The sequence below is a fragment of the Allobosea sp. UNC402CLCol genome (genome assembly GCF_000745475.1).
In the GTDB taxonomy this organism is placed as follows: Bacteria; Pseudomonadota; Alphaproteobacteria; order Rhizobiales; family Beijerinckiaceae; genus Allobosea; species Allobosea spartocytisi.
Genome location: NZ_JQJJ01000010.1, coordinates 251,858 through 266,621, shown reverse-complemented (window position 1 = coordinate 266,621; position 14,764 = coordinate 251,858). Strand labels below are relative to the sequence as shown.

At 67.8% G+C, this 14,764-nt stretch carries 14 protein-coding genes; 5 read left to right on the top strand and 9 right to left on the bottom strand.

Features of this window, described 5'->3' with window-relative positions:
* Positions 1-2: 2 nt before the first annotated feature.
* Entirely contained in the window at positions 3-1,157 is a 1,155-nt protein-coding gene (locus tag GY40_RS13270; protein WP_038362984.1) for an alpha-hydroxy acid oxidase, read from the top strand.
* A gap of 79 nt (positions 1,158-1,236) precedes the next feature.
* On the opposite strand, the gene GY40_RS13265 is transcribed toward GY40_RS13270, so the two are convergent.
* The 7 genes from GY40_RS13265 to GY40_RS13235 all read right to left on the bottom strand — a co-directional run bounded on the left by GY40_RS13265 (position 1,237) and on the right by GY40_RS13235 (position 7,926).
* Positions 1,237-2,109 carry an amino acid ABC transporter substrate-binding protein gene (locus tag GY40_RS13265; protein WP_038362981.1) on the bottom strand — a complete coding sequence of 291 codons (873 nt, stop codon included), beginning with the start codon at positions 2,107-2,109 and terminating at the stop codon, positions 1,237-1,239.
* 57 nt (positions 2,110-2,166) lie between these two features.
* Positions 2,167-3,237, bottom strand: coding sequence for an NAD/NADP octopine/nopaline dehydrogenase family protein (locus GY40_RS13260; RefSeq protein ID WP_038362979.1), 1,071 nt, complete (start codon positions 3,235-3,237; stop codon positions 2,167-2,169).
* Between the two features lie 84 nt (positions 3,238-3,321).
* Positions 3,322-4,050, bottom strand: coding sequence for an amino acid ABC transporter ATP-binding protein (locus GY40_RS13255; protein WP_038362977.1), 729 nt, complete (start codon positions 4,048-4,050; stop codon positions 3,322-3,324).
* On the bottom strand, positions 4,047-4,703 hold the full coding sequence (locus GY40_RS13250; RefSeq protein ID WP_038362974.1) for an amino acid ABC transporter permease: 657 nt from the start codon (positions 4,701-4,703) through the stop codon (positions 4,047-4,049). The genes GY40_RS13255 and GY40_RS13250 overlap by 4 nt, the downstream gene beginning before the upstream one ends.
* A complete protein-coding gene (locus GY40_RS13245; RefSeq protein WP_038362972.1) occupies positions 4,700-5,419 on the bottom strand; it encodes an amino acid ABC transporter permease in 720 nt (239 codons plus the stop codon). Before GY40_RS13245 ends, GY40_RS13250 begins: the two co-directional genes overlap by 4 nt.
* 78 nt (positions 5,420-5,497) lie before the next feature.
* Complete coding sequence (locus GY40_RS13240) at positions 5,498-6,955, bottom strand: NAD(P)-binding domain-containing protein (protein WP_038362970.1); 1,458 nt, start codon at positions 6,953-6,955, stop codon at positions 5,498-5,500.
* Complete coding sequence (locus tag GY40_RS13235; protein WP_051988154.1) at positions 6,952-7,926, bottom strand: LysR family transcriptional regulator; 975 nt, start codon at positions 7,924-7,926, stop codon at positions 6,952-6,954. Before GY40_RS13235 ends, GY40_RS13240 begins: the two co-directional genes overlap by 4 nt.
* A gap of 99 nt (positions 7,927-8,025) precedes the next feature.
* On the opposite strand from GY40_RS13235, the gene GY40_RS13230 reads away from it, so the two are divergent.
* Entirely contained in the window at positions 8,026-8,520 is a 495-nt protein-coding gene (locus GY40_RS13230; RefSeq protein WP_038362968.1) for a CMD domain protein, read from the top strand.
* A complete protein-coding gene (locus GY40_RS13225; protein ID WP_038362966.1) occupies positions 8,517-9,092 on the top strand; it encodes a peroxidase-related enzyme in 576 nt (191 codons plus the stop codon). The genes GY40_RS13230 and GY40_RS13225 overlap by 4 nt, the downstream gene beginning before the upstream one ends.
* A 7-nt stretch (positions 9,093-9,099) precedes the next feature.
* Here GY40_RS13225 and GY40_RS13220 read toward each other — a convergent pair whose 3' ends face one another.
* Both GY40_RS13220 and GY40_RS13215 read right to left on the bottom strand, forming a co-directional pair.
* Complete coding sequence (locus tag GY40_RS13220) at positions 9,100-10,167, bottom strand: NAD/NADP octopine/nopaline dehydrogenase family protein (RefSeq protein ID WP_038362964.1); 1,068 nt, start codon at positions 10,165-10,167, stop codon at positions 9,100-9,102.
* Positions 10,168-10,189: 22 nt separating this feature from the next.
* On the bottom strand, positions 10,190-10,876 hold the full coding sequence (locus tag GY40_RS13215; RefSeq protein WP_051987964.1) for a GntR family transcriptional regulator: 687 nt from the start codon (positions 10,874-10,876) through the stop codon (positions 10,190-10,192).
* A 208-nt stretch (positions 10,877-11,084) separates the two neighbouring features.
* Between GY40_RS13215 and GY40_RS13210 the strand changes: the two genes are divergently transcribed.
* Positions 11,085-12,587 carry an ABC transporter substrate-binding protein gene (locus GY40_RS13210; RefSeq protein WP_038362962.1) on the top strand — a complete coding sequence of 501 codons (1,503 nt, stop codon included), beginning with the start codon at positions 11,085-11,087 and terminating at the stop codon, positions 12,585-12,587.
* Between the two features lie 93 nt (positions 12,588-12,680).
* Entirely contained in the window at positions 12,681-14,762 is a 2,082-nt protein-coding gene (locus GY40_RS13205) for a hydantoinase/oxoprolinase family protein (protein ID WP_038362959.1), read from the top strand.
* Positions 14,763-14,764 lie beyond the last annotated feature (2 nt).

The following is a 14,764-nucleotide window of genomic DNA, read 5'->3' as shown; positions in this document are numbered from 1 at the left end:
CGATGACCGCCTTCTCCCATATCCTAAACGTCGCCGATGCGCGCCGCGCCGCTTCGCGCCGTCTGCCGCACGGCCTGTTCGAATATGTCGATCGCGGCAGCGAGGACGAAGTCTCCATCGCCACCAACCGCAGTGAGCTCGACGCGATCCGGCTTTCGCCGGCTGTGCTGGTCGATGTCTCCCGGCGTTCGACCGAGGCCGAGATCCTCGGCCAGCGCCAGCCGCTCCCGCTGGTGATCGCGCCCACCGCCGTCGCCGGCCTCGTCTGGCACGATGGCGAGATCGCCATCGCCAAAGCGGCGGCGGCCGCCGGCATTCCCTTCTGCGTCTCGACGCAGTCGATCACCGCCATCGAGCGCATCGCGGCGGAATCCGGCGCGCGGCTCTGGTTCCAGCTCTATGTCTGGAAGAACCGCCAGCGCATGCTCGCGCTGCTCGACCGCGCCTGGGCGGCCGGGGCCGAAACCCTCGTCCTGACCGTCGACACCGCCGTCGGCCCCAACCGCGAATACAATCTCCGCAACGGCTTCGGCATTCCGCTGAAGGCCTCGTGGCGGGCGGGGCTCGATGTGGCGCTGCATCCCCGCTGGACGGCCTCCGTCATGCTGCGGGCGCTGGCGACGGGTGGCGTGCCGACCTATGCGCACTACCCCGACGGGTTCCGCACCAAGCTCGGCCGCGCCGCGCTCTCCGACGAGCTCAGCCTGGCGGCGGACGTGACCTGGGAGGATGTGAAGCTGCTGCGCCGGCACTGGCGCGGCAAGCTCGTGCTCAAGGGCGTCCTGCGGGTGGAGGATGCGCAGGCGGCTTTATCGCACGGCGTCGACGCCATCGTCGTGTCGAACCATGGCGCGCGCAACCTCGACTGCGCGCCGGGACCGACCCAGGTGCTGCCGGCGATCGCCGACGCCGTCGCCGGCCGTCTCGAGATCCTGGCCGATAGCGGCGTGCGCCGCGGCGCCGACATCGCCCGCTTTCTCGCTTTGGGCGCGAACGGCGTCCTGATCGGCCGCGCACCGCTCTATGGTGTGGCGATCGGCGGCGCGGAAGGCGCTGGCCGGATCCTCGACATCCTCGCCAACGAACTCAGGATCACGATGGGCATGCTGGGCGCTCCCGTGCTCCGCGATCTCCGGCTCGCCCCCTCAGGCGCCTGACCGCAAGCGATCGGCAGCCCCTGCCGCCGCGCGGAGCGCGGCGGGTCCGGTTCTCAGGCGCCGTGATGGCGGCGCAGGCTCATTCGGCGTAGGATTGCGTCGCCCAGGCGGCCCGCAGCTTCGGCCCGACATGGGCGCCGAGCGGCCCGAACCACTTCATGTACAAGGCCTCGGCTTCGCCCGATTTGAACATCTTGCCCATCGTGTGATTGACGATCCAGAGGATGGTCGGGTTGAGCTTGGGCACCATGAAGCCTTGCGGCGCATAGCCGTATTCGTCGCCGACGATCTCCAGCGCGTCGGGCTTCTTCGACTGCTTGATCAGCCCGTAGAAGGCGCCGTTGTCGCTGAAATAGGCATCGGCGCGCCGGGTCTCGACCGCGATCAGGGCGGCGGCGTGGTCGTCGACATTGATGACGCGCAGATTGAGCTTGCGCTCGGCCACGAGCTTCTTGAGGTCGGGCTCGCTGGTGCCGCCCGTCGCCACCGCCACGATCTTGCCGTTGAGGTCGTCGTAATTCTTGATGCCGGTGCTCTTGAGGACCAGGAGCTGGCTCGCCGAGACGTGGCTGACCGACGAGAAATCGACCTGCTTGTTGCGACCGAAGGTGTTGACCGTCCCCTCGCATTCGAGGTCGATCGTCCCGTTGGCGACGAGCGCCTGCCGGTTCTGGATCGTCATCGGCACGTATTTGATCTTGATCTCGGGCAGGTTCAGCTCGGTCTTGATGTCCTCGATGATGCGCTTGCAGAACTCGACCGCATAGCCCGTCGGATTCTTGTTGTCGTCGAGATAGCTGAACGGAAACAGCGCCTCGCGGACGCCCATGGTGATGGTCTGCGTCTCTTTCAGCTTCTTGACGATGCCGTCGACCTCCTGGGCTCCGGCGGCCGAGCTCGCCAGGTTCAGCGCCAGAATGGCGCCTGCGGCTGCAGCAAGATGGAATCTCATGGCTCTCTCCCGGTTATCGCGATCGCTCGCATGGCCGCCCTCGCCGGAGGACGGTGTCTAAAATCCATCCCGCGCCCGCGCCTCCAGCTCGTCGCGCGCCATCGCCGCGAAGCCGAGCGCCGGCAGCAACTCGTTCTCGCCCGCGAAATCCCGCCCATAGGCGGCCGACAGCATCGTCAGCCCCGCCTCGTGCAAGGTCGCCGGTTTCCCGGCGAGCCGGCCGAGCAGCACGGTGGGCCATAATCCGTAAGGTGCATCTTCGAGAACGTAGCGGCTCTCCAGCGTCGTCGGGCCGAAACCGCCCTTGCCGCGGCCATGCAGCTCGGCGTTCATCTCCGCGATGCTGGCGACCGGAAGCTGGTAGGAATAGGCATAATGCTCGCGGATCGTCCGGACCGAGACGCCGAAGGCCTCGGCGATGGCGAGCCGCTCCGCATCGAGCGCCTCCATCACGCGCCCGACGGCGGTCGTGACGTTCTCGGCCTGGCCCCAGCTTTCGCCCCGCTCCATCCGCGTCAGGTTGAACAGGGCGATGGCGAGATGGTTCTGCGGGTTGAGATTGCTCAGGGCGATCGCCAGCAGTCCCTCGCGGACGACGAAGCGCTCGCCGAACAGGGCGTTGCACAGCGCCAGCGCTTCGGCCGCAGCTTCCCGCGGCAAGGACGCGATGTCGATCTTGGAGCGCAGCGAATTCACTGCGACCTCGGTCGGCGATGCCTTGCGGCCGGTCGTCAGGGTCGTCCCCCATACGACGATGGGCACAGACAGCTTCCGCGCCGCCAGCAGCTGCGAAAGGTAGAGCGCACCGAAGGAGGCATGCGAGCTGACGATGACAGACTGCCCCTCCTTCAGGTGGGGCGCGACCGCATCGAACGCCATCTTGTGGGCATAACCCGGCATCGCCAGCATCACGACGTCGGCGCTGGCGGCGGCTTCCGCGGCGCTTCCCGCGATACGCGGGTGGAAGCTGGCTTCGATCGCTCCCGTCGCGCGCAGCGGCGCTCCCGCAGCAAGCTGCTCCGTGCTCCGGCCGGAGGGCGACCACAGCATCGGGTCATGCCCCATGGCCGACAATTGAGCCGCGGCGCCGCAGGCCGCCGCTCCCGCACCGAGAATGCTAACGCGCATCGTGGAATCGCCTCTCCCGACGAGACCGCCGGCTTGTTGTCGCTCGCGTGACCATGGCTGGCCGCTGGAAACGCCCATGACCGCTCAATGCGTCAGGACCTGCTTCAGGAATTGCCGCGCCCTCTCCGAGGCAGGGGCTGTGAAGAACTGCTCCTTGGGCGTGTCCTCGACGATCTCGCCACGATCCATGAACAGGACGCGATCCGCAACGCGTTGGGCGAAGCCCATCTCATGGGTGACGACGATCATGGTCATGCCTTCGAGGGCGAGCTCCTGCATCACCTCCAGCACCTCGTTGATCATCTCGGGGTCGAGCGCCGAGGTCGGCTCGTCGAACAGCATCGCCTGCGGGTTCATCGCCAGGGCGCGCGCGATCGACACGCGCTGCTGCTGCCCGCCGGAGAGTTGCGACGGACGCTGGCCGAGCTTGTCGCCCAGGCCGACCCGCGTCAGGATCTTCGCCGAGCGCTCGTCGGCCTCCTTCTGCGAGCGCCTGAGCACATGGATCTGCGCCAGGCTGACATTCTGCAGCGCGGTCATGTGCGGGTAGAGCTCGAAACTCTGGAAGACCATGCCGATGCGCGAGCGCAGGGCCGGCAGGTCGGTCTTTGGCGACGAGACCGAGACGCCGTCGACCGTGATCGTGCCCCGCTCGAACGGCACCAGCCCGTTGATGCATTTGATCAGCGTGCTCTTGCCGGAGCCCGACGGCCCGCAGACCACCACGACCTCGCCGAGACGGATCTCGGCCGAGCAGCCGCGCAGGATGTGCTGGGGGCCGTAGGATTTGTGCACGTCGTCCAGAACGATCATGACGGGCGCCCCTTCCTGTAGAATTCGGCAAGCTTCGTGACGGAGAGGCAGATCACCAGATAGACGACGGCGACCAGCGTATACATTTCGGTGGAACGCCCGTCGCGGGCAGCGACCACGCTCGCAGCGGTGAGGAAGTCGTGCAGCGACACGACATAGACCAGCGAGGTGTCCTGGAACACGATGACGATCTGGTTGAGGATCAGCGGCCCCATCGCCCGCATCGCCTGCGGCATCACGATCAGCCGCAGCACCTGCCAGCGGCGCAGGCCCGTCGCCAGCCCGGCATCGCTCTGCCCGGAGCGGACGCTGCCGATGCCGGCGCGGATGATCTCGCAGTAGAACGCCGCCTCGAACAGGACGAAGGCGATCAGGGCCGAGGTCAGCGAGCCGACCGGCCGCCCGATGGCGAGCGGCATCAGGAAATAGAACCAGAACAGCACCAGCACCAGCGGCAGCGAGCGCATCACCGTGACGTAAGCCGCCGCCGGAACCGAGATCAGCCGGTGCGTGGACAGCCGCATCAACGCTAGCCCGAAGCCGACGACGAGGCCGCCCAGCGTCGCGACCAGAACCAGCAGCGCGCTGAGCGCCATCCCTTCGGCGAGGAATCCATACGAGCGGGCGATCACGCCCCAGTCGAAATCGCTCACGTCGTGGCCTTTCGCAGCGAGGCTCCGCCGATCCGGCCATCGATGAGGCGCATCAGCCCCGTCGCGCACAGGCCGATCACCAGATAGCCCACCGTCGCGAAGGTGAAGGCCTCGAAGCCCTGGAAGGTGTAGTTCTCGACATGCCGGCTTTGCGCGGTCAGTTCGAGCACGCCGATCGTCAGGCTGAGCGAGGACAGTTTGATCGTGATCAGGAATTCCGAGGTCAGCGGCCCGACGATGGCGCGCAGGCCCAGCGGCAGGGCGATCAGCCGGAAGGCCTGCAGCGGGCGCAGGCCCGTGGCGAGTGCCGCCGGCAGCAACGGCGCGCCGACGGCCTCGATGCCGGCGCGAACCTGCTCGGCGACGCGCGCCCCGGCGAACAGGCCGATGGCGACCACCGCGGTGACGATTTCCGGATAAGGCAGGTCCCGCTTCAGCCAGAGGCCGACCCCGTCGGGAACGATCTCGGGCAGGACGAAATACCACAGGAACAGCTGGACAAGCGGCGGCACGCTGCGGAACACGTCGATATAGATGCCGGCCAGCAGGCGCGCCACGCGAGACGGGGCGCTGCGGGCGACGCCGACGACGATGCCGATCGTCAGCGCGACGGCCCAGCTCAGGATGCTGATCGCCAGCGTCAGGAGCAGGCCGCTCCACAGCCAGTCGATATAGGGCTCCCTGATCAGGACCGACCAGTCCCAGCGGTAATTCATCCGTCCCTACCTGTCCCGAGGCCGCCCCGACGCATTGGTTATCCAGCTAAAGCAAAATGAAGAGCACCATCTAAATTGTCAGCCCGAAGCCGCCGAGTGCGGCGCGACCGTCCACTCGTCACCCAGCAGCTCCGGCGTGTCATAGGCGACGAGCGCGGCGTAATGCGTCTCGCGATCCTCGCTGAACAGCCCGGCGGTGATGCTGCGCGCAAGGCGATCCGCGCCGTCGCTGACGGCCGGGATGTCGCCCGAGAGCTTCCCGTGGGAGAGCATCGCCGGATAGTTGAAGCAGTGGATCCGCGACAGCGCCGGGCAGGAGCCGGGCTCGCGTTCCTGGAACTCGAAGCCGGGCCCGAGATCCGGGGCATTGGCGAGCTCCGCATTGTCGAGGCCGGTCGGCGGCGTATAGCGGTGCTTCCAGAAGCGGATGAAGGGCGCGAAGGCCGCGAGCTCCGGCCGCAGGCCGAGATCGACCTGGAAACCTGTCGCCAGGATCAGGAAATCGAGCGGATAGGCACCGCTCGGCGTGGTCAGGACGAGATGGCCGTCCCGCTCCTCCAGGCTCAGGATCGGGCTGCCGAGATGGAAGCGCGCCTGCGGATGGCGCGAAACCCGCAGCGTCGAATCGCGCGGCGGCGGCGTCTGCGCCTTCATCGCATGGTCGAGGAAGCGCCATTTCCACTCGTCCGGCAGGGCAGCGAAACCATGGACCACGCCCTGGCTGCCGATGCCCGTGAACTTGTTGACGCGCGGCAGGTCCTTGCGGCGAACGAAGAGATCGAGGCTGCCAGCGCCCCGTTCGAGAGCCTCGGCCGCATTGTCCATGGCAGAGGCCCCGGCGCCGACGACCCCGATCCGCTTGCCTCTGAGAGCCTCGAAATCGACCTCCTCCGAGCTATGGGCCCAGAGCTTGCGGTCGATACCGGAGACAATTTCCGGCACGAAGGGGCCGCCGAGCCCGTCGCGGCCGGTCGCCAGCACGAGATGGCGGGCGCGGATGACGCGCTCGGCGCCGGCTTCGCGCAGGCGCAGCGTCAGCAGCTCCTCGGGGCCGGGCTCCACGGCGAGAAGCTCGACCTCGTTGCGGACCGGCAGGTCGAGCACGCGGCGATACCAGGCGAGGTATTCCATCCATTGCCGCCGCGGGATCTTGCCCAGCGCGTTCCAGGCGTCCTGGCCGAACTGTGCCTCGTACCAGGCGCGGAAGGTCAGGGCCGGCAGGCCGAGCGCCGGGCCCGTGAGCTGCTTGGGCGAGCGCAGCGTTTCCATGCGCGCGAAGGTCACCCAGGGCCCTTCGCGGCCGGCCGGCGCCTTGTCGAGCACCAGCAGATTCGCGATGCCGAGCCCCTTCAGCGCCGCCGCCGCGGCGAGCCCGCACATCCCGGCCCCGACGATCACGACGTCGGTGACGGGCTCTCCGGCGAAGGTACGCGGCGGCACCCAGCTCTTGGCGGGCCATTCCAGCCAGGAGAGGTCCTGTCGCAACCGCAATTCGAGCTGGCGCAGGCCGATGGCCGGCGGCGTGTTGGCGTTCATGGCGCAAGGTCTTTCGGATGGGGAGAAGAGCCCAGGGCGTCGGCCATCAGCCGGTCGCGGGCCGTCGCGGCGTGCCGGACGAAGCCCGGCAGCGTCTCGCGTGAAATCGTCTCGAGCGCCTCGACAAGGCCCGAAGCCAGGCCGCTCAACGGCCGGCCATAAGGCGAGAAGACCGCCCAGAAGAAAGGTATCGACAGGTCGAGCGTGCGGATCGCCACCCCTTCCACCGGCACGCCATGGGCCATGACCGGCTCGACGACCGCAATGCCGAGGCCCGCCCGCGCCGACATGATGGCGGTCTGCGCGGTGTTGCTGTCGAGGATCGCGGCCGGCACGATGCCACGCTCCGCCAGCGCCATATCGAGACGGCGGCGCCAGCGGAACGGATTCGCCATGGTGATCAGCCGGCGACCCGCCAGGCTCGCGAGCGGAATGCGGTCGCTGCCGGCGAGCGGATCGTCCGCCGCGACGACAGCCACGCAGGGCGCCTCGCCGATCCAGTGAATGTCGATCGCCGGGTGCTCGACCGGCAGGCTGGCGATGCCGATTTCGCAGCCCTGCGTGGCAACCGCCTCCACGACCTGCTCGGCGATGGCGGTCCGGACATGGATCCGGTCGGGGAGGCTGTCTCCATCCAGGCGGGCGAGCGCAGCCGGCAGCATGCCGGAGAAGGCGGCGATGGCGGCGACGGACAGCGAAGGCGGCCGCTCCTGCGCGATGGCGTCGGCCCGCTCGCGCAGCAGCCGCAGCCAGGCGATCACCGGCTCGACCTCCTGGTAGAAGCGCAGGCCCTGCCCGGTCGGGGTGACGCGCGGCCCGGCGCGATGCAGCAGGCCGAAGCCGAGGGAGGCTTCAAGATCCTGGATCAGGCGGGTCAGAGCCGGTTGCGAGCGCCCGAGCAGCCGCGCCGCGCCGGTGATGCTCCCGGCGGACATGACGGCGGCGAAGGCTTCGAGCTGGCGCAGATCCATGGCATCCATAATTCCAAATTCGAATGATATGGACATCATGATACGCGTCAAGCATTATTCGACCGGGCGACGAGACGCCCGCCTTGCGCGGAGGATGGAATGACTTTGATCGAGACCCTGGCCGGCGTCGGGGCAGGCTCGCCCCTCGCCGAGGCGCTGGCACAGCGGGCGCAAATCATGGAATTGAGCCAGGCCAGCCACGATGCGGTGCTGCTGCCCCGCGAGCCGGGCGGCCTCAGCCATGCCGAGCGCGCCGCGCTGGCGACGCGCATGGCCTCCGTCAATCGCGACGACGCCCTGGCGGCGCATTACCGGGCCTTGCTGGCGGATGCCGGCGAAACGCCGGTCCTCGCCGCGATCGCTGCCGGCGAGGACGCGAGCCAGGCCGGCGCCGATGCCCGGCTCGCCGCTTTGGTCCGCCACATCGACATCCTCACCGCCCGGACGCGGGAGGCGACGAAGGGGGATGTCGCTGCGCTCGTCGCGGCCGGCATCACTGAACCCGATGTCGTCCGGCTCGCGGAACTGGCCGCCTTCGTCAACTATCAGGCCCGCGTCATCGCCGGGCTGCGCCTGCTGGGAGCCTCCCGATGAGCAAGGTCGTCCACGAATTCACCGCGACGGTTCCGCGCTGGCAGCCCTATGTCACGCCCGTCGAGATCGACAAGGCGACGCCCGAGCAGCTCGAGGCGATGCAGGTGACGCCGTCGAACAAGAAGATCTCGGCCTATGTGCTGACGCTGGCGCATGATCCGGAATCGCTGAAGGTGCGCTCGCCGCTCTTCAACGCGATCATGTACGGCAAGGGCGGCCTGTCCTCGGCGGAGCGCGAGCTCGGCGCCGTGGCGGCCTCGGTCGTCAATGCCTGCGTCTACTGCGCCGCGGTGCATGCCTCGCGCTTCAACCAGCTCACCAAGCGCCCGGAGGTGATGGAGACGATCTTCGCGGCGGGCACGCAGGCCGAGCTCGAGGAGCAGCATCAGGCGATCTTCGACTTCGCCGTGAAGCTCTCGCAATCACCGCCCGCCGCCGGCCCGGCGGAGCTTGCGGCATTGCGCGAGGTCGGCCTGTCCGAGGTCGAGATCCTCGACCTCATCCTCTCCGCCTCGATCTTCGGCTGGGCCAACCGGCTGATGCACACGCTCGGAGAGCCGGTGGCGGACTAGAGCGGGATCAGTCCCCGCGCAGCTCCCGCTGGAGCTGCGCGGCGGAGAACCGGCCAAGGTCGAGCGCCGGCAGCAGATCGTTCTCGGCGCGGAAGTTCCGGGCGCAGATCGCGTCGAACAGGGCGATACCGGCCTGATGCAGCGGCAGCGCCACGCCGGTGACCTGCCCCAAGGCCTCGAGCGGCACCAGGCCAAAGGGCACGTCCTCGGTGATGAAGCGGGTGTCCAGCGTCTTGGGGCCGAGCAGCTCCGGGCGGTTCCTGTAGACGGCCGCCGCCATCTCGCCGACCGGGCCCGGCGCCACGCCGAAGGAATGCACATAGTGGTCCTGCACGCTGCGGACCGACAGGCCGAAGGCCCCGGCCAGCGCCAGGCGCTCGACATCCATGGCATCGACGATGCGGCCGACGCCCTGGGTGATCGAGCCGTAATTGGGCCAGTCCTCGCCGCGCTCGGCACGGGTCAGGTTGCCCAGCATGTTGGCGACATGGGCCGGCGGGTTGAGGTTGCTGAGCATGATCGCGAGCACATCCTCGCGCGGCTCGAAGCGATCGCCGAACAGGGCGCGGCAGGCATCGAGGCCCGCCTGCGCATGGCGAACCGGCAAGGTGGCGACGTCGAGCTTCGCCCGGATGCCCGAGACATGGACGCTGCGCGGCCCGCTCTTGCGCGCAGTCAGCGCCGTCGTCGCCCAGGCCGCGATCGGGACGTCGACGCCCCGCTCCTGCAGCAGGCGGTGCAGATGGAGCGCCGCGAAGGAGCAATGGGCGCTGATGATGACGGTCTGCCCGGCGACAAGATGCGGTGCGAGCGCATCGAGCACCGTCTTGAAGCCATTCGCCTGCACCGCGACGATGACCACCTCGGTCCCCGCGACGGCCTCGGCGCAATCGCGGGCGATGCGCAACGGCACGGCGGTTTCGAGCTTGCCGGTGACGGTCAGCGATGCGTCCTCGGCGAAATCGGCCAGGGCCGCTCCGCTCGGCGACCAGATCACAGGCTCATGCCCTTGGGCGGTCAGGTAGGCGGCATAGCCGCGCCCGATTCCGCCGAAGCCGATGATGGCGACGCGCATGGCTCAATTCCCTCGGGTGATGTCAGACGACTTCGAGACCGCCCATCACATGCTTGTGGACGACGGCCTCCAGCCCGGGCTTGTCGCGCTCGCGCAGGCGTTCGACGATCTCGTAGTGCTCGCTCACCGTATTGGCGAGCAGGGCGGCGGTGTTCTTCTCGCGCGTCAACGTGACGGGCACCCGGCTACGCAAATCGAAGATCATCGAGACGAGGTCGCGGTTCGGGCAGAATTCCAGCATCACGGCATGGAAGGCGTAGTTCGCCTCCTCCTGCGCGACCACGGTCCCGGCATTGACGGCTTCGGCGAAGGCGTCAGCGCGCAGCAGCAAGCGTTGCAGCCCCGCCTCATCGATATGCTTCAGCACCTCCGCGGCGGCCGCGACCTCCAGGATCGCGCGGATCGTCACCACATTGCGGAAGCGCTCCTTGTCGAAACTCTCGACGCGGTAGCCGCGATTGGCCTCCAGCTTGACGAAGCCCTTCTCCTCGAGCCGGTCCAGCGCCTGGCGGATGTCGAGCCGTGAGGCGCTGTACTGCGCTTCGAGATCGACCTGCTTCAGCCAGGAGCCGGCGCTGAGCCGGCCCGTGCTGATGTCCTTCTCGATCAGCTTTGCGAGTTCGCGCGCCCGCGAGGCGCTGCCGCCGGCGGCGCGCTTGCCGCCCGCCTCGCCAGCCGTCCTGCCGCCCTGCTCAGTCACCAAAACCATCGCGCCGTGTTCCAAAAGACGAATCCGAGCATGTTCCCCCGGCCATCATCACCCGCTTTGCCGCCCGACCGCAATTCGCCTGCAGGCATCCGGAGGTGAAGCTCACTGCCCGTGCCCGCCGATTGAGCAAAAACATCCATAGACCGAGATTGACAGATGCCAATCGTGAATTCAAGATTGGCGCCAAAGTCAAGCACAGGGGATCGTCATGCGCAACCGGGCCCACAGCCTCGCCGCCGCTCTCGCCTTCGCGATGAGCTCAACCGCCCTTCTCTCCCCCGCCTTGGCGCGCGACCTGACGATCGCGCTGTCGAGCAACGTCAACACGCTCGATCCCGACAAGTCGACGACGGTCGGTACCGACCTCAGCGTCGCCGCCCATATCTACACCCCGCTGGTCGATCGCGGCCCCGACCTGAAGCTGCGGCCGGGCCTCGCCACCAAATGGCAGGCGATCGGCGACACCGCCTGGCAATTCACCCTGCGCGAGGGCGTGACCTTCTCGAACGGCGAGAAGCTCGATGCGGAGGCCGTGAAATGGAATGTCGAGCGTGTGCTCGACCCCAAGACCGGCGCGCGCAACAAGCCCTGGTTCGCCGCGATCAACGAGGTCCGGGTCATCTCCCCGACCACCGTCGAGTTCGTCACCAAGGGCGCCTATCCCGACCTGCCCGACCAGATGTCGATGTTCCTGCTGATGCCGCCGAAATGGACGCAGCAGAACAACCCCTCCGTGGCGGCGCTCGGCAGCGGCCCCTATGAGCTCGTCCGTTTCGCCAGCGGCGACCGCATCGTGCTGAAGGCGCGCCAGGACTACTGGGGCGAGAAGCCGGCCTTCGACAACGTCACCTTCCGCATCATCCCCGAGGATTCCTCGCGCATCGCCGCGCTCCAGGCCGGCGATGTCGATCTCATCACCGGCTTCCCGACCTCCGAGATCGCGCGCATCAAGGCGGGCGGCAAGGCCGAGGCCTCCTCGGTCGCCGGCACGCGCGGCATGTTCATCAAGCTCAACGGGCTGAAGGCGCCGTTCAAGGACAACCCGAAGCTCTGGCGCGCGCTCAATCTCGGCATCGACCGCAAGGCGATCAATGACGGGCTGCTCGACGGCCTGGCCCAGATCAGCGCCTGCCAGCCGCTGTCCCCGGTCTATTTCGGCTACAACCCCGATCTGAAGCCCGTCCCCTACGATCCCGCCGAGGCCAAGAAGCTCTTGGCCGAGGCCGGCTTCGCCAACGGCCTGACCATGGATCTGGAAGTGCCGACCGGGCGCTACATCCAGGCTTCCGACATCGCCCAGGTCGTCGCCTCCCAGCTCGGCGAGATCGGCGTCACCGTGAAGCTGCGCGAGATGGAATTCGGCGCCTTCATGAACAAGTACATCGTCGGCAAGAATCTCGGCGACTCCGCCTATTTCGGCCTGGGGTGGCCGACGCTCGACGCAGGCGGGCTCCTGAACTTCTGGGAGAAGGAGAACCCACAATCCTACTGGGAGAACGACAGCTTCAACGAGGATGCGAAGGCGGCCCGTTCGACCAATAATCCGATCAGGCGTCTGGGGCTCTATCGCAAGCTGACCAAGCAGCTCTGCGAGGATTCGCCCTCGATCTTCATGTTCTTCACGCCGATCACCTACGCCCAGTCCAAGACCATCGCCTGGCAGGCGCGCGGCGACGACTGGGTCCGCGCGATCGACATCAAGACGCGCTGAACGTCCCTCGAACGACCTGAGCGGCGGGCCTCATCGGCTCGCCGGCGGCGGAGCCTTGCCTGAATTTCCGATCAACCGGATCGCGACAAAGTCATGACCGTTCAAGACAAAACCACCCTGAAGCTGCGCGTCGGCGTCGATTCCGGCGGCACCTTCACCGATGTCTGCATGTTCGACGAGACGCATGGCGAGATCCATGTCTGGAAGGTGTCGAGCACGCCGCAGGACCCTTCGCTGGGCATCGCCGGCGGCATCGAGCAGGGCGTCGCAGAGGTCGCCAAGGCGACGGGGCGGAAGGTCGACGTCGTCTATTTCGGCCATGGCACGACGGTCGCGACCAATGCGCTGATCGTCGGGCGCGGCGCCGAGACGGGCCTCATCACCACCAAGGGCTTTCGCGACGTGCTGGAACTGCGCCGGCAGAAGCGCGATTCCCTCTACGACATCCAGACGCAGAAGCCGCGCATCCTGGTATCGCGCGACAAGCGCCTCGAGGTCAGCGAGCGCGTGCGCTTCGACGGCAGCATCCATACCCCGCTCGACGAGGAGGAGGTGCGCGCCGCCGCCCGCAAGCTCAAGGCGGACGGCATCACCACGGTCGCCGTCTGCTTCCTGTTCTCCTTCGTCGAGCCGGCGCATGAGAAGCGTGTCAAGGAGATCCTGGCCGAGGAGATGCCGGGCGCCTTCGTCTCGATCTCGCATGAGGTCGCGCCCGAATTCCGCGAATATGAGCGGCTCTCGACCACGGTCGTGAACGCCTATCTCGGCCCGATCATGAAGTCCTATCTCTCGAAGCTGCAGCCGCGGCTGGCTGAGATCGGCATCGACGCCCATCCGCATCTGACCCAGTCGAATGGCGGCGTGATCTCGTCGGAGGTCGCGCAGAACTTCCCGGCGCGCACCGTGCTCTCGGGGCCGGCGGCCGGCGTCATCGGCGCGTTGTCCGTTGGCGGCCTTTCCGGCTTCGACAACATCATCACCTTCGACATGGGCGGCACCTCGACCGACGTCTCGCTGATCGACCGCGGCCGGCCGCAAATGTCGAACGATGCCGTCGTCCACGGCTATCCGCTCAAGCTGCCGATGCTCGACATCCACACGGTCGGCGCCGGCGGCGGCTCGATCGCCCATATCGATGCCGGCGGCCTGCTCAAGGTCGGTCCGCGTTCGGCCGCCGCCGATCCCGGCCCGGTCTGCTACGGGCGCGGCAACGAGGAGCCGACCGTCACCGACGCCAATGTCGTGCTGCAGGTGCTGAACCCGACGCATCTCCTGAACGGCCGCATGAAGATCGACCAGGCCCGCGCCAAGGCGGCGATCGGGCGCCTCGCCGACCAACTCGGCCTCGGCGTCATGGAGACGGCCCAGGGCATCATCAGCGTCGTCATCGCCAATATGGCCAAGGCCATCCGCGTGATCTCGGTCGAGCGCGGCTATGATCCGCGCGACTATGTCATGCTCGGCTTCGGTGGCGCCGGCCCGATCCATGCCGCCCGGCTCGCCCGCGAGCTGGAGATCCCGCGCCTCGTCGTCCCGAAATATCCGGGCATCATGTGCGCGCTCGGCCTGCTGCTCACCGATCTGCGCACCAATCTCTCGCTGACGCGGCTCCTGCCCCTGAGCGAGGCCGGCGCGCCGGGCATGGAGAGCGGCTTCGCCGGCCTCGAGGAGCGCGGGCAGGACTGGTTCGCGCAGGAGGCGATCCCCGAGGAGCGCCGCTCGCTGATCCGCTCCGTCGACATGCGCTATGGCGGCCAGGGCTACGAGCTCACCGTGCCCTGCCCCGCCGGCCCGATCGACGCGGCCGCCCTCGTGACGCTGCGCGCGGAGTTCGAGCGCATCCACAAGCAGGTCTATGGCTATGTCGCCGCCGAGGAGCCGGTGCAGGTCACGACCTTGCGCATCGAGGCGGTCGGCCTCGTGCCCAAGGCCGACCTCAAGGCCTATCCCCCGGCCTCCGGCACGAGCAATGTCGCGATCACCGGCTGGCGCGAGGTCTGGCTGCCGGAAACCGGCGGCTTCACCAACTGCCCGATCTATGACCGCGCCTTGCTCGGCCCGAGCCATGAGGTGACCGGCCCCGCCATCATCGACCAGATGGATTCGACCACGCTCGTCCTGCCGGGACAGGTCGCGACGGTCGATGCCCATCTCAACCTCATCATCGAGGGCTGACC

What these genes read in the sequence shown, in the direction of transcription:
- GY40_RS13270 (WP_038362984.1), top strand. Translation starts at nt 3, where the DNA reads ATGACCGCCTTCTCCCATATCCTAAACGTCGCCGATGCGCGCCGCGCC.
- GY40_RS13265 (WP_038362981.1), bottom strand. Translation starts at nt 2,109, where the DNA reads ATGAGATTCCATCTTGCTGCAGCCGCAGGCGCCATTCTGGCGCTGAAC.
- GY40_RS13260 (WP_038362979.1), bottom strand. Translation starts at nt 3,237, where the DNA reads ATGCGCGTTAGCATTCTCGGTGCGGGAGCGGCGGCCTGCGGCGCCGCG.
- GY40_RS13255 (WP_038362977.1), bottom strand. Translation starts at nt 4,050, where the DNA reads ATGATCGTTCTGGACGACGTGCACAAATCCTACGGCCCCCAGCACATC.
- GY40_RS13245 (WP_038362972.1), bottom strand. Translation starts at nt 5,419, where the DNA reads ATGAATTACCGCTGGGACTGGTCGGTCCTGATCAGGGAGCCCTATATC.
- GY40_RS13240 (WP_038362970.1), bottom strand. Translation starts at nt 6,955, where the DNA reads ATGAACGCCAACACGCCGCCGGCCATCGGCCTGCGCCAGCTCGAATTG.
- GY40_RS13235 (WP_051988154.1), bottom strand. Translation starts at nt 7,926, where the DNA reads ATGGATCTGCGCCAGCTCGAAGCCTTCGCCGCCGTCATGTCCGCCGGG.
- GY40_RS13230 (WP_038362968.1), top strand. Translation starts at nt 8,026, where the DNA reads ATGACTTTGATCGAGACCCTGGCCGGCGTCGGGGCAGGCTCGCCCCTC.
- GY40_RS13225 (WP_038362966.1), top strand. Translation starts at nt 8,517, where the DNA reads ATGAGCAAGGTCGTCCACGAATTCACCGCGACGGTTCCGCGCTGGCAG.
- GY40_RS13220 (WP_038362964.1), bottom strand. Translation starts at nt 10,167, where the DNA reads ATGCGCGTCGCCATCATCGGCTTCGGCGGAATCGGGCGCGGCTATGCC.
- GY40_RS13215 (WP_051987964.1), bottom strand. Translation starts at nt 10,876, where the DNA reads ATGGTTTTGGTGACTGAGCAGGGCGGCAGGACGGCTGGCGAGGCGGGC.
- GY40_RS13210 (WP_038362962.1), top strand. Translation starts at nt 11,085, where the DNA reads ATGCGCAACCGGGCCCACAGCCTCGCCGCCGCTCTCGCCTTCGCGATG.
- GY40_RS13205 (WP_038362959.1), top strand. Translation starts at nt 12,681, where the DNA reads ATGACCGTTCAAGACAAAACCACCCTGAAGCTGCGCGTCGGCGTCGAT.